The organism is Halorubrum tropicale (assembly GCF_001280455.1).
GTDB classification, from domain to species: domain Archaea; phylum Halobacteriota; class Halobacteria; order Halobacteriales; family Haloferacaceae; genus Halorubrum; species Halorubrum tropicale.
Map to the genome: position 1 here is coordinate 80834 of NZ_LIST01000005.1, position 17382 is coordinate 98215.

Here is a 17382-nt window from a genome sequence, read left to right on the forward strand (position 1 = left end):
ACTCGCGCCCTGTCGGGCGCTCGTCGGCACGCGCCACCGCCAGGGAGCAGACATCTCTTGTCGTCTCGGCGGTCTCGTAGAAACGGGGTCGCCGCGCTCGGCGCTTACTCGGTCGCAACCGGGCCGCGGCCGACGACGTCCTCGACCGCCTGGAGGAAATCGCTCCGGCTCTCGAAGAGGGGCACCTCCGAGTCCGCGAGCACGTCGTCGAGCGTCTGCGGGCCGTCGGGCGTCCGGATCTCGGCGTCGCCCTCCTGTTCGCGGACGTCGCTGCGCGTCGCGGGCCACGTGAGCCGCGACGCGACGCGGGCGACCGGCTCGCCGGCCACGTCCGGCCCGTCGCCGAGTTCGACGGCCGGCGCCGCTTCCGCCTCCTCGTCCTCGTCCGCATCGGTGTCGCTCATGCCCCGCGGTTCCGCTCGGGCGACACTAATGGTTTCGATGCCGTCCGGTCGCTCGCTGGGCGATCCCCGCCCGCTCGGTCCGACTTGGAGAATACACCCGGAATAATTCGGTAATACTGTTATATCATCCGGCTACATTTACCGGTTGGGGGCACGGCACACGACTCCCGTACTCGCGTGTCGAACGCCGGCACGCCGGTCTCCGCCCTTTCCGTTCACTACACCGGCGCCGAGCGGCGCGGCGCCCTCGGCGACGGCCACGGCCACGCGTCGCCGGTCTCGCGGCTCGCCTCGCCGCCGGTCACTCCCACCCGCGGTCGGTCCGGTTCAGGCGCTCGCAGCCGTCCTCGGTGACGACCACGAGGTCCTCGATCCGACAGCCGAACCGCCCGTCGAGGTAGATCCCGGGCTCGACGGAGCAGACCATCCCCGGCTCCAGCGGGCGGTCGTTGCCCGCGACGAGGTACGGCTCCTCGTGGACGTCTAGGCCCACGCCGTGGCCGGTCCGGTGGACGAACGCGTCGCCGTACCCGGCCGCCTCGATGACCTCGCGCGCGGCGCGGTCGACGGCCGACGCGGGGACGCCCGGCCCGACCGCCTCGACGCCGGCCGCCTGCGCCTCGCGCACGACCTCGTGGACCTCGGCGTACGCCTCGGCCGGTTCGCCGTCGAAGACGAGGGTCCGCGTCTGGTCGGAGGGGTAGCCGTCGACGCGCGTCCCGAAGTCGAGGACGACCGGCTCGCCGGCCCGTATCTCTCGGTCGCCGTGCCCGTGGTGGGGCTTCGCGCCGTTCTCGCCCGCCGCGACCACCGTCTCGAAGCTGACGCCGCGGCCCCCGCGCTCGGCCAACCGCTCGGCGATCCGGTCGGCGAGCGCGGCCTCGGTCATCCCGACCGCGTCCGCGCCCAGTTCGCGGAGGTCGCCGACGACCGCGTCCGCGACCGCGGCGGCCTCGCGCAACGCCGCCAACTCGGCGTCGTCCTTCCGGACCCGGAGGTCGGCGAGCGCCTCGCTCGCGAGCCCCCACGCCGCGTCGGGGGCCGCCGCGCGGAGGTCCTGCGAGAACCGCGCCCACATGGTGTCGTCGACGAGGAGCCGCCCCGAGTCGAGCCCGCGGTCGGCGAGCAGCTCGCGCGTCGCCGCGACCGGGTTGTCGCCGTCGCTCCACGTCCGGACCTCCCCGACGGTCGTCGCCTCCCGGACCTGCGTCTCGAACAGCGCCGGGGCGAGCAGCGCCGGCTCCGGGTCGGCCGCGCTCGCCGCCGGCACGACGAGGAAGAAGTGCCGCTCGCCCGGCTCCTCGGCGAAGCCGGTGAGGTACTGGAGGTTGCGGCTCGGGAACGCGACCAGCCCCGCCGCACCGGCCTCGTCCAGCCGCTGCGCCGCCAGTTCGCGCCGCCGCTCGTGCGGGTCGCCCGGTCGCTCCCCTCCCGACCGGTTCCCGTGTGCGTCGTCGGTCACGGGCCGGGGTTCGGCCTCGGTATATAAGTAGGGTGGCCTTGCGGTGACAACAAGCGGCGCATAACTACGCCGGATCGGTCGCTATGTGATAGCATGTCGACCGAGAACGCTGCGACCTTCGACTGCCCGGAGTGCGACGTGAGCGCCCCCTCGACGTCGGTGCCGTACGACTCGCTCGGCTACGTCCTCTGTCCGGTGTGCGGGTACGCCGCGTCGCCGAGCGCCGGTCGGTCGCCGAGCGCCGGTCGGTCGCCGAGCACGGGCGACTGACCCGACCGACGCCGCGCGCCCGGCCCGGACCGTCGGCCGGCGGACGGCCCGCGGTCGGCCGCCGCGGAACCGCACCGCTTTAGCCGCGGGGCGCGTCCGCCCGGGTATGAGCTGGTCGCTGGAGCGCGACGACGGCACGGTCACCGAGTGGGAGCGATCGGACGGGTACGCGACCGTCAGGCTCCGCGAGCGCTCGGCCGGCGGCTTCGTCGTCCGCCTCGACGTGATGGAACAGGCGACCGACGAGTCGGCCTACGAGCGCGAGCGGTTCGACGGCCGGGACGCGGCCGAGGAGCGGGCGGCGGCGTGGCGCGAGGAGCGCGACCTCGACGGGTAGGGCGTGCCTCCGACGCGCAGCGCGGGCACCTACTCGATGTCGACGCCCTCGTCGAGGAAGACCTGACACTCGACGGTCCGCCCTTCGGGGTCCTCGGCGAAACACTGGTAGATGTCGTACGTCTCGTTCTCTCGCGGTTCCGTCACCACCGCGTCGCCGAGCCGCTCGCTCGCGGCGTCGACCCCGTCGCGGTCCGGGTAGACGAAGGTGAGGATGCCGCAGTCGTCGGCCGCGTCGCGCTCGCAGAACCCGAACAGGAACCCGTCGAACGCCAGGATCGTACAGTCGGGCTGTTCGAGCCGCACGGTCGCGTTCAGCCGCTCGCGGTAGAACTCGACGACCGCCTCGCGCCGCTCCGTCGCGTGGAAGACGATTCCGGTCACGTCCGTTCGCTCGGGCGGCGATCACTTCATCGCTCCGGGCGACGCGGTCGACGTCGCCGGACGCGACCTCACCGCTCCGGGTGCGCGGGCGCGTCGAACCCGCCGCGGACGAGCGGCTTCGCGACGTGGCGGCGCGCGCTCGGCGGCACCTCGTACCACCCCGGTTCGAGGTCGCGCTCGATCGGCTCCGCGACCTTCCCCGGCGCGCTCGTCCCGCAGTCGCGACACCGGTACCCCTGTCCGCTCCCCGCCGACGACATCGACCGTCCGCAGTCGGGGCAGGTCGGGACCGCGGGCGCGGTCCGGACGAGGTCGCGGACGGCGAACTTCTCCAGTTTCAGGGTGCTCTCGGGCCCCGCCGCGTCCGGCCGCACCTCGTGCTCGCCGCAGAGGGTGACCCGGTCGCCGGGCCGGAGCGCGCGCACCCGGTCGCGGAACCGACCCGTGGGCGCGAACGCGACGGCGCGGAGCCGGTCGGCGTCGGCCCCGTTCTCCGCGTCGCTCCCGTCCTCGGCGCCGGACGCACCGTCGACGGCGACCGCGGCGCGGTCGCCCGCGACGTCGACGTGGACGTGTCCCCCCCGTTTCGTCTCCGGCTCGCCCGCGACCGTCCCGGCGATCCGGTAGCCGGCGCCGTCGCGGAGGTCGCCGATCCGGCCGGGCGCGAGGTGGGCGTCCGTCCCCTGGTTCGTCAGGAACGTCGCCGCGCGCTCGACCGGCTCGCCCTCGATCCTCTCCGCGACCGCGCGGCACGCGGCCGGGTCGTCGCCGCGGATCCCGTGGAGGATCGGGCCGGGGGCGTTCGGGACGCAGACCGCCGCGCCGGTCTCGCGGTCGACGGTGTCCCAGACCGTCGGGTACCCCGCCGCCGCGGCGTCGAAGACGCTCTCGGCGTCGACCTCGCGGGGCGTCCCGCAGCGGTCGAGCTCGCGGTAAGAGATGCGCTCGAACGTCCAGTCGTCGAACGCGGCCGGCGCGCCCACCGCCGCGAGCGCGCCGATCCGCCCCCGCCCCGCGACCGCCTCGTCCGCTCCGTCCGCCCCGCCGGCCGGGCCGACCGCGGCGTGTCGGAAGCCGTGTTCCTCCGCGATCTCGACCGCCTCCGCGACGGAGAGCCGCTCGCGGAGCGCGCGCCGCGCGAACGCGGCGACCGCCTCGGGGATCGGCGCGCCGGTCGGGTCGAAGGGGTCGCCGTCTGCGTCGCGGTCGGCGACGACGACGCCGGGAGAGGTCCGCGGGTCCGCCGCCGCCGCGAACTCCTCGATCGTCTCGACCGCGACCGTCGCGGCCCGCTCCGCGTCGACCCCGGAGACGTGGAGCGCGACCGCGGCGTTCCCGCGCGTCTTGTGCTTCACCGCCGGGTTCAGGCGGACGAGGAGGCGCCGCCGAACTCGGGCGTCGCCGTCCGCGAGCCGCGCCGCGATCCGCGTCGCCACGTACGTCGTGCACATCCCGCGCTCGCGGGAGTCGGTGTCGTCGACGGCGACGATCGGCATGTGCCCGCGTTCGCGGCGGCGCGTCAAGCCCCTTTCGAGGCCGGCCCCCGCCGACCGCAGAACGGAACTCCGGGGTTCGCCGACCGCGTTTCGCGGCCGGTCGAGTATTTAACCGTTTCCCGCCTCGAACGGCGGAAATCGCAGGCGGGCGGCAGTTTCGTCGCTACACCGACGACACAACGCATATATACGGCGAGACGCTTGTTCCGGCTATGTCCCGGACTGCGCTCATCGGGAACGTCACCGCGATGCTGGAGGACGCAGGGTTCCTCGTCAGCGACCGGTGTGCGGTCCGGCCCAAGAGCTTCGACGTGGCGGCCCGCCGCGACGAGGACCTCCTCCTGTTGAAGATCCTCGGCAACGTCGACGCGCTCGACGCGGAGACCGGCGCGGAGATGCGCCGGCTCGGCGAGTACCTCAGGGGGACGCCGATGGTGATCGGGATCCGCACCCGCGACGAGGAGCTGAAGCCCGGCGTCGTCTACTTCCGACACGGCGTGCCGGTGATCAACCCCGACACCGCCTACGACCTGTTCGTCGAGGGGATGCCGCCGCTCATCTACGCCGCCCCCGGCGGCCTGTACGTCAGCCTCGACGGCGACCTGCTGGCCGACGAGCGCGAGGAGCGCGGGTGGTCGCTCGGCCGGCTCGCGAACGAGCTGGGCGTCTCCCGGCGCACCGTCTCGAAGTACGAGGACGGGATGAACGCCTCCATCGAGGTGGCGATCCAGCTGGAGGAGCTGTTCGACCAGCCGTTCTCCAGCCCGGTGGACGTGCTCGACGGCGCGGACGAGGTCCGCGACTCGGAGCCCACCCCCTCCGCGCCCGAGGCGGACCCCGACGACGAGCACGTCCTCCACGTGCTCACGAGCGCGGGCTTCACCGTCCACCCGACCGCCCGCGCCCCGTTCAAGGCCGTCTCGGAGGACGAGGACAGCCCGACGACGCGCGTGCTCACCGGCCACTCGGCGTTCACCGCCGCGGCCGAGAAGCGCGCCCGGATCATGTCCTCTATCGGCGAGGTTGCCCGGACCCGCTCGGTGTACTTCACGGAGGAGGACGAGAAGCGCGAGTCGGTCGACGGCACCGCCCTCGTCTCCTGCGAGGAGCTCGCCGAGGTCACCGACCCCGAGGAGATCCGCGAGCTGATCCGCGACCGCGCCCGCGCCCCCTCCGAGGCCTGACCGGACCGCCGCGCCCCACCCGGTTCTCCCGTCTCACTCCCGCCGGCGAGCTTCCGCCCTCACCGGCCGAGTAACCGACTGAAGAAGCCGCCGTCCTCCTCCTCGTCGTCGGCGTCCGCGGTCGACTCCGTCTCGGCGCCCGCGTCCGCCGAGCCGTCCCCGGCGTCCGTCTCGCTCTCGTCGTCCTCCTCGGACAGCACGGTGTTCATCGTCCCGGTGTCGTCGTCGCGGAACGGGATGCTGCCCGCGAGTTCGTCGTCGATGTCGTCGTCCGTCTCCGAGTCGGCGCCCGAACCGCCCTCGGGCCCGTCGCCGCCGGCGTCGCGCTCGGCGGTCGCCCCGTGCGCCGTCTCGCCCGCGTCGGGGATCGCGTCCGACTCCTCGTCCGTCGCGGCCTCGGGGCCGGTGGCCTCGAGCTCGGCGGCCGCTCTCCCGCCGCTCACGGACTCGTCGCCGGTGTCGGGTCCGCCGGCCTCGTCGCTCTCGGTCGCCTCTTGGTCGGCCTCGGTGCCCTCGCGAGCCGCCCCGTCGCCCTCGTCGACGGACTCCTCCGGCTCGTCGCCGTCGTCGGGTGTTCCCTCGTCGGTCGTCTCACCTCCGTCATCGTCGGAGCCCTCGCTCCCGCCGTCACCCGTGTCGTCGTCGCCGTCTTCGTCGGTGTCGTCGTCCGCGATGTCCCCCGCCGCTTCGCTCTCGCTCGCGACGATGATGTCGTCGCCGTCGCCCGGCTCCGCCACGCCGGCCGCGTCGGGGTCCGCGACGATGATGTCCTCGTCCTCCCGGTCGCCGTCGTCCGGGTCGCCGTCGTCCGCCGCTTCGCCGCCCTCCGCCTCGTCTTCCTCTCCGCCGCCTCCGTTTCCGTCCTCGTCCGGGTCGTCGTCGACGATCACCGCGTCGTCGTCTGTCGCGTCCGGCCGTTCCTCCCCGGTCTCGTCCTCGGATTCCTGCGGTTTCGCCGGTTCGCCGTCGCCGTCGGACTCGCCCTCGGCTTCGACTCCGCTCGCGCCGGCGGCCGCCTCGGCCGCGGGCTCGTCGAGCCCGGCCCCCTCCACGTCCGCGCCGGTCAGCGCTCGGGCCAGGTCGCGGTACGCGCGCATCGCCCGTGCGTCGGGCGCGACGGCCAGCAGCGGGCGGTTCGCCGCCGCGGCCCGTGCGACGGCATCGTCGTCCGGGACCCGGCCGAGGACGGGGGCGTCGAGGAGGGCGGTGACGACCTCGTCGGCGTCGTCGGTCGCGCGGGTGATCGCGGCGCCGACGACGGTCCCGCCGAGCCGCTCGGTCAGTTGCCGCGTCTTCTCGGTGTCGCCGAGGGCGCTCCGCTCCGGCGTCGAGACGAGCAGCGTCTCGTCGGCGATCGCGAGCGGGAGCGTGGAGTCGTGGGACAGCCCCGCGCCCGCGTCGACGAACACGTAGTCCGCGTCGTCGAACGCCTCGACGACCCGGCGGAGCCCCGACGGGTCCGCGGCGGCGTACGCGTCGAGATCGGTCGCCCCCGGGACGACCCGGAGGCCGGACGGCCCCTCGCGGACCGCGTCCTCCGGGTCCGCCTCGCCGGCCAGGGCGTCGTGGAGGGTGGTCTCGCCGGGCGTCACCCCGACGACGCCCGCGAGGTTCGCCATGCCGAGGTCGGCGTCGATCGCGACGACGTCGGCGCCCGAATCCGCCAAGATCGTCGCCAGCGCGGCCGTCGTGGTGGTCTTCCCGACCCCACCCTTCGCCGACGCGACCGCATACACCGTTGCCATACGGTGAGGGTCCGGCGACTGCTACTTAAATGTAGGCGGCGGCGAGCGGATCTCCCGCCCGTCGCGGCTAGGTCCCGGCCGGAATCCGGGCGAGATCGCCCCGGAATCGGCGCGCAACCCCGCGGGCTTTCGCAAACACCTTATACGTCGCTTGTAGAGATTCAGGCGATTAGTAGCATGGCGAGACCAGAGGTGCTCAACTCGATCAAGGAGGCCGAACGGGAGGCGGACGAGATCATCGCTGACGCGGAAGCGGACGCCGAGGAGCGCCTCGCCGAAGCTCGAGAGCGCGCGGACGAGATCCGCGCCGAGGCCGAGGAGGAGGCGGAGGCCGAGGCCCAAGAGCGGCTCGAAGCGGCCCGAGAAGAGATCGAGGAGCGGCGCGAGGAGATCCTCGAATCGGGGCGCGACGACCGCGACGAGCTCGAACGCGAGGCCCGCAAGCGGGTGGAATCGGCCGTCGAATACGCCGTAGAACGGTTCGAGGCGGCGGTCCACGACCAGGCCGAGGAGGCGGTGGATGCTCAGGCCTGAGCAGATGAGCCGGGTGTCGGTGACGGGCTCGAAGCGCGTCATCGACGACGTCATCGAGGCGGCGTACGCCCACCACTCCCTGCACGTCACGGACTACGACGACCGGTACGAGGGGTTCGAGCCCGGGACGTCGCTCGACGGCGCGGAGACCGTCAACGAGCGCCTCGTCACGGTCCGGTCGCTCGAGAGCATCCTCGACGTCGACGAGGACGACGCCGAGGTCGCCCGGTCGCTCGACGACGACGAGCTCGTCGCCGAGCTCGAACGGGTCCGCGAGCGGGTAAACGAGCTCAACGACGAGCGCGACGAGCTCCAGGCCGCGATCCGCGACCGCCAGGAGGAGATCGACCGGATGGAGCCGTTCGCCGAGCTCGGGATCGACCTCGAGTACCTGCGCGGCTACGACTCGGTCGAGGTCGTCGTCGGCGAGGCCAAGCCCGACGCCGTCGAGGCCGCGCTCGCCGACGCCGACTCGATCGACGTCTTCGACGTGTTCGTCGGCGGCGACGTGCTCGCCATCGTCGCGCGGCCGACGGACCCCGACGCCGAGGGCGTCGTCCAGGACGCGCTCGTCGGCGTCGACATCGCGCTGCTCGACGTGCCGGACGCCGACGCCAGCCCTGAGGAGTACGTCGCGGAGCTGGAGGCCGAGCAGGCCGACCTCCGCGACGAACTCGCCGGCGTCGAGCGCCGGCTCGAATCGGTGAAGGAGGAGGCGGCGGGCTTCCTGCTGCGCGCCGAAGAGCAGCTCACCATCGAGGCCGAGAAGAAGGAGGCGCCGCTCTCGTTCGCGACCACCGAGAACGCCTTCGTCGCGGAGGGGTGGGTGCCGACCGAGACGTACCCCGACTTCGAGGCGGCGATCGTCGACGCGGTCGGCGACCACGTCGAGGTCGAGGAGCTCGAACGCGCCTCGTTCACCCCCGACGGCGACCACCACGCCGAGCCGGTCGACGACGAGTCGGGCGGCGCTGAGGGCGCGAGCGCCGTGGCCGCGGACCGCGAGGCGGAGACGGCGGTCGCCACCGACGGCGGCCACGCGGCGCACGGCTCCGACGACCCGCCGGTCGTCCAGGACAACGGCAGCGCGGCCGGCCCGTTCGAACTCCTCGTTCAGGCGTTCGGGCGGCCGAAGTACTCGGAGTTCGACCCGACGCTCCTCGTCTTCCTCACGTTCCCGGCGATGTTCGGGTTCATGATCGGCGACGTCGGGTACGGCGTCCTCTACGCCGCCATCGGGTTCTTCATGTACTCCAAGTTCGACGGCGCGTTCCGCGAACTGGGTTCCGTCGCGATGTGGGCCGGCGGCTTCACGATACTGTTCGGCATCTACTACGGTATCGACCTGTTCGGCTACCACGCCTACCAGCTGCTCGGGATCCACTGGCCGGTCGAGGGGAAGGGCCTCTCGCCCGCAGACCTCGACTGGGGGCTCTCGTTCCTCGTCGTGAGCGTGGTGTTCGGCATCGTCCACCTCAACGTCGGTCACGTGCTCTCGTTCGTGAGCACCGCCCAGCAGCACGACCTGAAACACGCCGTCTACGAGGCCGGCTCGTGGCTCCTGATCCTCAACGGCGCGTGGATCTGGATCTTCAGCCGGGTGTTCCCCAACTCGAAGCCCGACTTCCTGTTCGAGGCCGTCTCGGTCCTGACGTTCGGCGCCGTCTCGTTCGGCGGGTTCCCGGTCCTGGTCGGCTGGGCCGGCGCGGCCGCCGCGGTGCTCGGACTCGTCCTGCTCGGGATCGGCGAGCCGCCGGAGCTCGCCGAGTTCCTCTCGCCGGTCGTCAACGTCATCTCGTACGCCCGGCTGATGGCCGTCCTGCTCGCGAAGGGCGGGATGGCGCTCGCGGTCAACCTGCTCGCGTTCGGCGCCTACATCGACGACGGCGGCGACGGGAGCTTCCACTTCATCTTCAGCGCGGACTACCTCGCAAAGGTGCAAGAGACCGCGGACTACGAGCTCGTGTTCGCGGGGATCACCACGGCGTTCGACCCGGCCTCGATCGGCCTCGTCGGGATCGTCGCGCTCGTCGGCGGCATCGTCGTCGCGCTCGTCGGCCACGTCGTCGTCCTCCTGCTCGGGGTCACGTCCGCCGGCATTCAGGCGGTCCGCCTCGAGTACGTGGAGTTCTTCGGAAACTTCTACGAGGGCGGCGGCCGCGCGTACCTCCCGTTCGGCCGCGACCGGAAGTACACCCGCGACGACTGACGACGCCCCGCCGTCGGTCGCCGCTCGGTCTCGCCGCTTCGCGTGCGGTCGAACCCGGCAATCCCGTCGGGTTCTGACGCGAATAGCGCCTGCTTTCCCCGCCGTTCTCCCGGATCCCGTTCGGTCGTTTTGGGAAGCTTTATGACTCCTCTAGGGGCAACTAGCAACCGTTCGGAGACGAGCAACAGCAACTACTACCAATGTTTGAAGCTACCAACGAACTCGGGAACCTCGTACTGTCGACCGGTGGAACGCTGACTGACCCCAACGCCGCGGCGGCGCTCGCCGTCGGGCTCGCGGCGCTGGGCGCAGGCTACGCGGAGCGCGGTATCGGGTCGGCCGCCGTCGGCGCGATGGCCGAGGACGACGACCTCTTCGTCAACGGGCTCATCCTGACGGTCCTTCCCGAGACGATCGTCATCCTCGCGCTCGTCGTCGTCTTCATCGTCGGGTAACTCTCCAGCGTTTTTCAACCAATGAGTTTGGAAACCGTCGTTGAGGACGTTGAAGATGAGGCCCGCGCGCGTGCGGAGGAGATCCGCGAACAGGCCGAGGCGGAGGCCGACAAGGTCATCGAGGAGGCGGAGGCCGACGCGGACCGCATCCGCGAGGAGCGACTCGCCGAGGTCGAGAGCCAGATCGACCAGGAGCGCGAACAGACGCTCTCCTCGGCGAAGCTCGAGGCCAAACAGGAGCGGCTGGGCGCCCGCCGCGACGTCTTGGAGGACGTCCACGACGAGGTCGAGGCGGCGATAGCCGACCTCGACGGCGACGACCGCCGCGACCTCACGGAGGCCTTACTCGACGCGACCCTCGCGGAGTTCGACGACGACGAGGACGTCGCCGTCTACACCCGCGCCGAGGACATCGAGCTGCTCGAGGAGCTCGTGGCGGACCGCAACGCCGAGGTCGACGGCGAGGTCGACTGCCTCGGCGGCGTCGTCGCCAAGAGCGACACCTCCCGCGTTCGCGTGAACAACACGTTCGACTCGGTCCTGGAGTCCGTCTGGGACGACGAGTTGAAGAACATCTCGGAGCGGCTGTTCGACCAATGAGCGCCGCCGGTAGCTCGAACCCCGAGTACGTCGTCGCGCGGGTTCGTGCCCGCCGCGGCAGCCTCTACGGGGACGAGGAGTACCGCAAGCTGACCCGGATGGGGCCGGCCGAGATCGCCCGGTTCATGGAGGAGTCGAGCTACGGCGAGGAGATCAACGCGCTCGGCAGCCGCCACGGCGGCGTGGACCTGATCGAGTACGCGTTAAACCGGAACCTCGCCGAGCAGTTCGACGCCATCCTCGACTGGAGCGAGGGGCCGCTGTACGACCTCATCGCCCGCTACCTCCGGAAGTTCGACGCCTGGAACGTGAAGACGGTCATCCGCGGCGTCTACACCGACGCGGACCAGTCGGCCGTCGAGGCCGACCTGATCCGCGCCGGCGAGTTCGACGACCGGCGCATCCGTCGACTGCTGGAGGCGGACTCGATCGACGGCGTGATCGAGGTCCTCGAAGATACGATCTACGGCGAGCCGCTTCGGGAAGCGTTCGCCGAGTACGAGGAGGCGGGCGTGTTGGTGCCCTTGGAGAACGCGGTCGACCGCGCGTTCTACGAGCGGCTCCTCTCCGGGCTCGGCGGCGACGAGCCGACCCGGCAGTACGAGGCGTTCCTCAAGGCGGAGGTCGACTTCCGGAACGCGACGAACGCGCTCCGGCTCGCCCGCTCGGGCGCGGACATCGACCCCGCGGCGTACTTCATCGAGGGCGGCGACCTGTTCACCCGCTCGTCGCTCGCGCGGCTGGCGCAGAACCTCGACGAGCTGGTCGAGTACATCGGCGACAGCCAGTACGGCGACGAGCTCGGGCCCGCGCTGCGCGAGCTCGAGGAGGCGGACAGCCTCATCGCGTTCGAGCACGCCATCGACGGCGCGCTGTTGGCGTACGGCGACCGGCTCGGCACGATCCACCCGGTGTCGGTCACCCCGGTGATCTCCTACATCCTCGCGAAGGAGCGCGAGACGGAGAACATCCGGGCGATCGCCCGCGGGAAGGAGGCCGGCCTCTCGCCCGACGAGATCGAATCGGAGCTGGTGATAACATGAGCCAGGAGATAGCGGTCGTCGGCAGCCCGGAGTTCACGACCGGATTCCGCCTCGCCGGCGTCCGAGCGTTCGAGAACGTGCCGGACGAGGAGAAGGACGAGGCGCTCGACGACGCCGTCGAGCGGACGCTCGACGACGGCGACGTCGGCATCATCGTGATGCACGACGACGACCTCGACCACCTCTCGCGGGGGACCCGCGAGGCCGTCGAGGGGAGCATCGAGCCGGTCCTCGTGACGCTCGGCGGCTCCGGCGCCGGCAGCGGCGGGCTGCGCGACCAGATCAAACGCGCCATCGGCATCGACCTGATGGAGGAAGACGACTAATATGAGCAAAGCAGACACAACCGACGCCGAGACAGACAGCGGCGTCATTCAGAGCGTGAGCGGTCCGGTCGTGACCGCCCGCGATCTCAACGCCCGCATGAACGACGTCGTCTACGTCGGCGACGAAGGGCTCATGGGGGAAGTGATCGAGATCGAGGGCGACCTCACGACCGTTCAGGTGTACGAGGAGACCTCCGGTGTCGGCCCCGGCGAACCCGTCGAGAACACGGGCGAGCCGCTGTCGGTCGACCTCGGCCCGGGGATGCTGGACGCCATCTACGACGGCGTTCAGCGCCCCCTGGACGTGCTGGAGGGCAAGATGGGCAGTCCGTACCTCGACCGCGGGGTCGACGCGCCCGGCATCGACCTCGAGGAGGAGTGGGAGTTCGAGCCCGAGGTCGAGGCAGGCGACGTCGTCGAGCCCGGCGACATCGTCGGGATCGTCGAGGAGACGGTCACCATCGATCACAAGGTCATGGTGCCGCCGGACTACGAGGGCGGCGAGGTCGTCGCCGCCGAGTCCGGGACCTTCGATGTCACCGAAACGGTCGTCGAACTGGACAACGGCGAGGAGATCTCGATGCACCAGGAGTGGCCGGTGCGCGAGGCCCGCCCCGCCAACGACAAGAAGACGCCCCGGACGCCGCTGGTGTCCGGCCAGCGCATCCTCGACGGCCTGTTCCCGATCGCGAAGGGCGGGACGGCCGCGATTCCCGGGCCGTTCGGCTCCGGGAAGACGGTCACGCAACACCAGCTCGCGAAGTACGCCGACGCGGACATCATCGTCTACGTCGGCTGCGGCGAGCGCGGCAACGAGATGACGGAGGTCATCGAGGACTTCCCCGAGCTGGAGGACCCGGCCAACGGCAACCCGCTGATGGCCCGCACCTCGCTCATCGCGAACACCTCGAACATGCCCGTCGCGGCGCGTGAGTCCTGTATCTACACGGGGATCACGATCGCCGAGTACTACCGCGACATGGGGTACGACGTGGCGCTGATGGCCGACTCCACCTCGCGGTGGGCGGAGGCGATGCGCGAGATCTCCTCCCGGCTGGAGGAGATGCCCGGCGAGGAGGGGTATCCCGCGTACCTCGCCGCCCGCCTGGCGCAGTTCTACGAGCGCGCCGGCTACTTCGAGAACATCAACGGGACGGAGGGCTCCGTCTCGGCGATCGGCGCGGTGTCGCCGCCCGGCGGCGACTTCTCCGAGCCGGTCACCCAGAACACGCTGCGTATCGTGAAGACGTTCTGGGCGCTCGACGCGGACCTGGCGGAACGCCGCCACTTCCCGTCGATCAACTGGAACGAGTCCTACTCGCTGTACAAAGACCAGCTCGACCCCTGGTTCGAAGACGAGGTCGCCGACGACTGGGCCGAGCGGCGCCAGTGGGCGGTCGACGTGCTCGACGAGGAGACGGAGCTGCAGGAGATCGTCCAGCTCGTCGGGAAGGACGCCCTGCCCGACGACCAGCAGCTCACCCTGGAGGTCGCGCGCTACCTGCGCGAGGCGTACCTCCAGCAGAACGCGTTCCACCCGGTCGACACGTTCTGTCCGCCGGAGAAGACGTACCTGATGCTGACGACGATCCAGACGTTCAACGACGAGGCGTTCGACGCGCTCGACGCCGGCGTCCCGGTCGAGGAGATCATCGACATCGACTCGGCCCCGCGGATTAACCGTATCGGCGTCCAAGAGGACTACGAGGAGTACGTCGAGGATCTCAAAGCGGAGATCACCGAGGAGCTCCGGAGCCTCTACTGACCATGAAAGAGTATCAAACCATCACCGAGATCAGCGGTCCCCTCGTGTACGCCGAGGTCGACGAGGCGATCGGCTACGACGAGATCGTCGAGATCGAGACGGCACAGGGGGAGACGCTGCGCGGACAGGTGCTCGAATCCTCGGAGGACGTGGTCGCGATCCAGGTCTTCGAGGGCACCTCAGGCATCGACCGAGACGCGTCCGTCCGCTTCCTGGGCGAGACGATGAAGATGCCCGTCACCGAGGACCTCCTCGGGCGGGTGCTCGACGGCTCCGGCCGCCCGATCGACGACGGCCCGGAGATCGTCCCCGAGGAGCGCCAGGACATCGTCGGCGCGGCGATCAACCCGTACTCCCGGGAGTACCCCGAGGAGTTCATCGAGACGGGCGTCTCCGCCATCGACGGCATGAACACCCTGGTCCGGGGGCAGAAGCTCCCGATCTTCTCCAGCTCCGGGCAGCCGCACAGCGAGCTCGCGATGCAGATCGCGCGGCAGGCCAGCGTGCCCGAAGAGGAGGAGGGCGACGACGAGGAGGGCTCCGAGTTCGCCGTCATCTTCGGCGCGATGGGGATCACCCAGGAGGAGGCCAACGAGTTCATGGAGGACTTCGAGCGTACCGGCGCGCTCGAACGCTCCGTGGTCTTCATGAACCTCGCGGACGACCCCGCCGTCGAGCGGACGGTCACGCCGCGGATGGTCCTGACGACGGCCGAGTACCTCGCCTTCGAGAAGGACTACCACGTCCTCGTCATCCTGACGGACATGACCAACTACTGCGAGGCGCTCCGCGAGATCGGGGCGGCCCGCGAGGAGGTGCCCGGCCGCCGCGGGTACCCCGGGTACATGTACACCGACCTGGCGCAGCTGTACGAGCGCGCCGGCCGGATCAAGGGACGCGAGGGCTCGGTCACGCAGATCCCGATCCTCACGATGCCGGGCGACGACGACACTCACCCGATCCCGGACCTGACCGGGTACATCACGGAGGGACAGATCTACGTCGACCCCGACCTCAACAGCCAGGGCCTCCAGCCCCCGATCAACGTCCTCCCCAGCCTGTCGCGGCTGATGGACGACGGCATCGGCGAGGGGCTCACCCGCGCCGACCATGCCGACGTGAAAGACCAGATGTTCGCGGCGTACGCGGAGGGTGAGGACCTCCGCGACCTCGTGAACATCGTCGGTCGCGAGGCGCTGTCGGAGCTGGACAACAAGTACCTCGACTTCGCGGACGCGTTCGAGTCCGAGTTCATCGACCAGGGCTTCGACGAGAACCGCGACATCGACGAGACGCTCTCGATCGGCTGGGACCTCCTCTCGATGCTGCCGAAGGACGCCCTCAACCGGATCGACGAGGAGTTCATCGAAGAGCACTACCGCGAGGACGAGTCCGAGCGCGAAGTCCTCGAAGCGGCCGACTGACGGCCCGACTCACTTTTTGACGCCTGCGACGCCGCGTCCGGACAGCGGCGCTGCTCGCCGTCGCTCGCAGTCGTCGTCGGGGCGATCCGCCGCGTCTGAAAAGAATTAACCGCCTCGGAGCGGAAGCTTCTCCCAAGATGGCCAAGGACGTCAAACCGACGCGGAAGAACCTGATGGCGATCGAGGACCGCATCGAGCTCTCCGAGCGCGGTCACGACACGCTCGAACAGAAGCGCGACGGGCTCATCATGGAGTTCATGGACATCCTCGACCAGGCGCAGGACGTCCGGTCCGAGGTCTCCGAGAACTACGAGACGGCCCAGCGCAAGATCGACATGGCCCGGGCGATGGAGGGCGACGTCGCCGTCCGCGGCGCGGCCGCGGCGCTGAAAGAGCACCCCGAGATCACGACCCAGTCGAAGAACATCATGGGCGTCGTGGTCCCGCAGATCGAGTCCTCGAAGGTCCAGAAGAGCCTCGACGAGCGCGGGTACGGCCTGCTGGGCTCCTCGGCGCGGATCGACGAGGCGGCCGACGCCTACGAGGAGCTGTTAGAGAAGATCATCCTCGCGGCCGAGGTCGAGACGGCGATGAAGAAGATGCTCACCGAGATCGAGACCACGAAGCGCCGCGTGAACGCCTTGGAGTTCACGCTGCTCCCGACGCTCTACGAGAACCAGGAGTACATCGAGCAGAAGCTCGAAGAGCAGGAGCGCGAGGAGATATTCCGCATGAAGAAGATCAAAGCGAAGAAGGAGGAAGAAGAGCGGGCGGAGGCCGAGGAGGCGACCGCGGAGGTCGCGGCCGCGGAGACCGAAGAGCCCGAGCCCGCCGACTGACGTCCTCGCGGCGCCTCTCTCGAGTCGCCATCACCGCTTCCGCGCCGGTCGCCGCTCGTTTTCCCACCGTCGGCTTTTAGCCCGCCCCGCCCGTAGCGACGGGCGTGTCCTGTCCACACTGCGGCGCCGAGGCCGTCGCCTTCGCGGTGCCGCCGGCGCTCCGCGAACACGCCCCCGCCGATCCGGCGGCGATCTGTACGCGGTGTCTACGCGTCGCCGCGGCCGACGAGGCGGGCGTCGCGGGCGCGGCGACCGACGACCCCGACCTCGCCCGCGTCGACCCCGCCTTCCCGTCCGGCGAGGCCGGGATCGCCTTGGCGCTCTGCTGCGGGGAGCTGGAGTCGTTCGCCACGAACCGCGCGTTGATCGAGGCCCTGGTCCGTCACGCCGAGGGGGCGGGCGCGGACGTGTTCGCGTTCCTCGGCCGACTCGACGCCGCCGACGCCGCGTTCGACCTCGACCGCCGCCGGAAGGCCCTGATAGACGCGCTCTGAGCGGACGCGCGTCGAGCGGGTCGGCGGCCGCGGCGAGCGCGACCGCGGCGACGAGCGCCTACAGGTCGACCCCGTCCGGATCGTTCCACTCGTCGTCGTCGCCGTCGTCCGCCTCCGTGCCCGCCGGACCGAGCCGCTCTTCTCCCTGCCGCGACTCGTGGACGGCGAAGCCGCCGGTGCGGCCGTCGCTCCCGCCGGCGTACGGGTCGGTCTCGGAGTCGTAATCGCGCTCGCCGCGCTCGAAAATATACGCGAAGAACCCGAACAGCGGGACGAAGAAGGCGATCAGCGCCCACTTCCGCGGATCCATCCCGTACTTGGGCGCGTCGACGTACGCGTAGGCGGCGAAGCCGACGAGCCACGCGAGCGGGACGCCGACGAGGATGACGGCGACGAGCGGTGTCATACCGTC

At 70.8% G+C, this 17382-nt stretch carries 19 protein-coding genes; 13 read left to right on the forward strand and 6 right to left on the reverse strand.

Annotated elements, in window-relative coordinates; genetic code table 11:
* Positions 1 to 104: 104 nt before the first annotated feature.
* Both AMR74_RS12720 and AMR74_RS12725 read right to left on the reverse strand, forming a co-directional pair.
* Entirely contained in the window at positions 105 to 404 is a 300-nt protein-coding gene (locus AMR74_RS12720) for a DUF5789 family protein (RefSeq protein WP_053772440.1), read from the reverse strand.
* 301 nt (positions 405 to 705) lie between these two features.
* Positions 706 to 1866 (reverse strand): aminopeptidase P family protein, encoded by a 1161-nt coding sequence (locus tag AMR74_RS12725; RefSeq protein WP_053772441.1) that lies wholly within the window; start codon positions 1864 to 1866, stop codon positions 706 to 708.
* Between the two features lie 93 nt (positions 1867 to 1959).
* Between AMR74_RS12725 and AMR74_RS19165 the strand changes: the two genes are divergently transcribed.
* Both AMR74_RS19165 and AMR74_RS12730 read left to right on the forward strand, forming a co-directional pair.
* Entirely contained in the window at positions 1960 to 2136 is a 177-nt protein-coding gene (locus tag AMR74_RS19165) for a hypothetical protein (RefSeq protein ID WP_167551916.1), read from the forward strand.
* Between the two features lie 106 nt (positions 2137 to 2242).
* Positions 2243 to 2473 carry a DUF7543 family protein gene (locus tag AMR74_RS12730; RefSeq protein ID WP_053772442.1) on the forward strand — a complete coding sequence of 77 codons (231 nt, stop codon included), beginning with the start codon at positions 2243 to 2245 and terminating at the stop codon, positions 2471 to 2473.
* Between the two features lie 29 nt (positions 2474 to 2502).
* Here the strand turns inward: AMR74_RS12730 and AMR74_RS12735 are convergent, their stop codons facing one another.
* Positions 2503 to 2856 carry a VOC family protein gene (locus AMR74_RS12735; protein WP_053772443.1) on the reverse strand — a complete coding sequence of 118 codons (354 nt, stop codon included), beginning with the start codon at positions 2854 to 2856 and terminating at the stop codon, positions 2503 to 2505.
* A gap of 68 nt (positions 2857 to 2924) precedes the next feature.
* On the reverse strand, positions 2925 to 4352 hold the full coding sequence (locus AMR74_RS12740) for a tRNA(Ile)(2)-agmatinylcytidine synthase (RefSeq protein ID WP_053772444.1): 1428 nt from the start codon (positions 4350 to 4352) through the stop codon (positions 2925 to 2927).
* A gap of 212 nt (positions 4353 to 4564) precedes the next feature.
* Here AMR74_RS12740 and AMR74_RS12745 point away from each other — a divergent pair, with 212 nt between their 5' ends.
* Complete coding sequence (locus AMR74_RS12745) at positions 4565 to 5536, forward strand: transcriptional regulator (protein ID WP_053772445.1); 972 nt, start codon at positions 4565 to 4567, stop codon at positions 5534 to 5536.
* A gap of 59 nt (positions 5537 to 5595) precedes the next feature.
* Here AMR74_RS12745 and minD read toward each other — a convergent pair whose 3' ends face one another.
* A complete protein-coding gene (minD, locus tag AMR74_RS12750) occupies positions 5596 to 7281 on the reverse strand; it encodes a cell division ATPase MinD (RefSeq protein WP_053772446.1) in 1686 nt (561 codons plus the stop codon).
* 177 nt (positions 7282 to 7458) lie between these two features.
* Between minD and ahaH the strand changes: the two genes are divergently transcribed.
* The 10 genes from ahaH (at position 7459) to AMR74_RS12800 (ending at position 16970) form a co-directional block, all read left to right on the forward strand.
* Positions 7459 to 7815 carry an ATP synthase archaeal subunit H gene (gene ahaH, locus AMR74_RS12755; protein ID WP_053772447.1) on the forward strand — a complete coding sequence of 119 codons (357 nt, stop codon included), beginning with the start codon at positions 7459 to 7461 and terminating at the stop codon, positions 7813 to 7815.
* Between the two features lie 4 nt (positions 7816 to 7819).
* Positions 7820 to 10024, forward strand: a complete 2205-nt coding sequence (locus AMR74_RS12760; RefSeq protein WP_053772448.1) for a V-type ATP synthase subunit I — start codon at positions 7820 to 7822, stop codon at positions 10022 to 10024.
* Positions 10025 to 10224: 200 nt separating this feature from the next.
* Positions 10225 to 10479, forward strand: coding sequence for a hypothetical protein (locus AMR74_RS12765; RefSeq protein ID WP_004598766.1), 255 nt, complete (start codon positions 10225 to 10227; stop codon positions 10477 to 10479).
* 21 nt (positions 10480 to 10500) lie between these two features.
* A complete protein-coding gene (locus tag AMR74_RS12770) occupies positions 10501 to 11079 on the forward strand; it encodes a V-type ATP synthase subunit E (protein WP_053772449.1) in 579 nt (192 codons plus the stop codon).
* The gene (locus AMR74_RS12775) at positions 11076 to 12122 is read left to right on the forward strand and encodes a V-type ATP synthase subunit C (protein WP_053772450.1); all 1047 of its coding nucleotides are present in this window, start codon (positions 11076 to 11078) and stop codon (positions 12120 to 12122) included. Before AMR74_RS12770 ends, AMR74_RS12775 begins: the two co-directional genes overlap by 4 nt.
* Complete coding sequence (locus AMR74_RS12780; protein ID WP_053772451.1) at positions 12119 to 12448, forward strand: V-type ATP synthase subunit F; 330 nt, start codon at positions 12119 to 12121, stop codon at positions 12446 to 12448. Before AMR74_RS12775 ends, AMR74_RS12780 begins: the two co-directional genes overlap by 4 nt.
* Position 12449: 1 nt before the next feature.
* Complete coding sequence (locus AMR74_RS12785; RefSeq protein WP_053772452.1) at positions 12450 to 14213, forward strand: ATP synthase subunit A; 1764 nt, start codon at positions 12450 to 12452, stop codon at positions 14211 to 14213.
* 2 nt (positions 14214 to 14215) lie between these two features.
* Positions 14216 to 15637 carry a V-type ATP synthase subunit B gene (locus tag AMR74_RS12790; protein WP_053772453.1) on the forward strand — a complete coding sequence of 474 codons (1422 nt, stop codon included), beginning with the start codon at positions 14216 to 14218 and terminating at the stop codon, positions 15635 to 15637.
* Positions 15638 to 15774: 137 nt separating this feature from the next.
* Positions 15775 to 16476: a V-type ATP synthase subunit D gene (locus AMR74_RS12795; RefSeq protein ID WP_053772454.1), complete on the forward strand. Its 702-nt coding sequence runs from the start codon at positions 15775 to 15777 to the stop codon at positions 16474 to 16476.
* 104 nt (positions 16477 to 16580) lie between these two features.
* Positions 16581 to 16970 (forward strand): DUF6276 family protein, encoded by a 390-nt coding sequence (locus AMR74_RS12800; protein ID WP_053772455.1) that lies wholly within the window; start codon positions 16581 to 16583, stop codon positions 16968 to 16970.
* Positions 16971 to 17028: 58 nt separating this feature from the next.
* Here AMR74_RS12800 and AMR74_RS12805 read toward each other — a convergent pair whose 3' ends face one another.
* A complete protein-coding gene (locus AMR74_RS12805; protein WP_053772456.1) occupies positions 17029 to 17376 on the reverse strand; it encodes a PLD nuclease N-terminal domain-containing protein in 348 nt (115 codons plus the stop codon).
* Positions 17377 to 17382 lie beyond the last annotated feature (6 nt).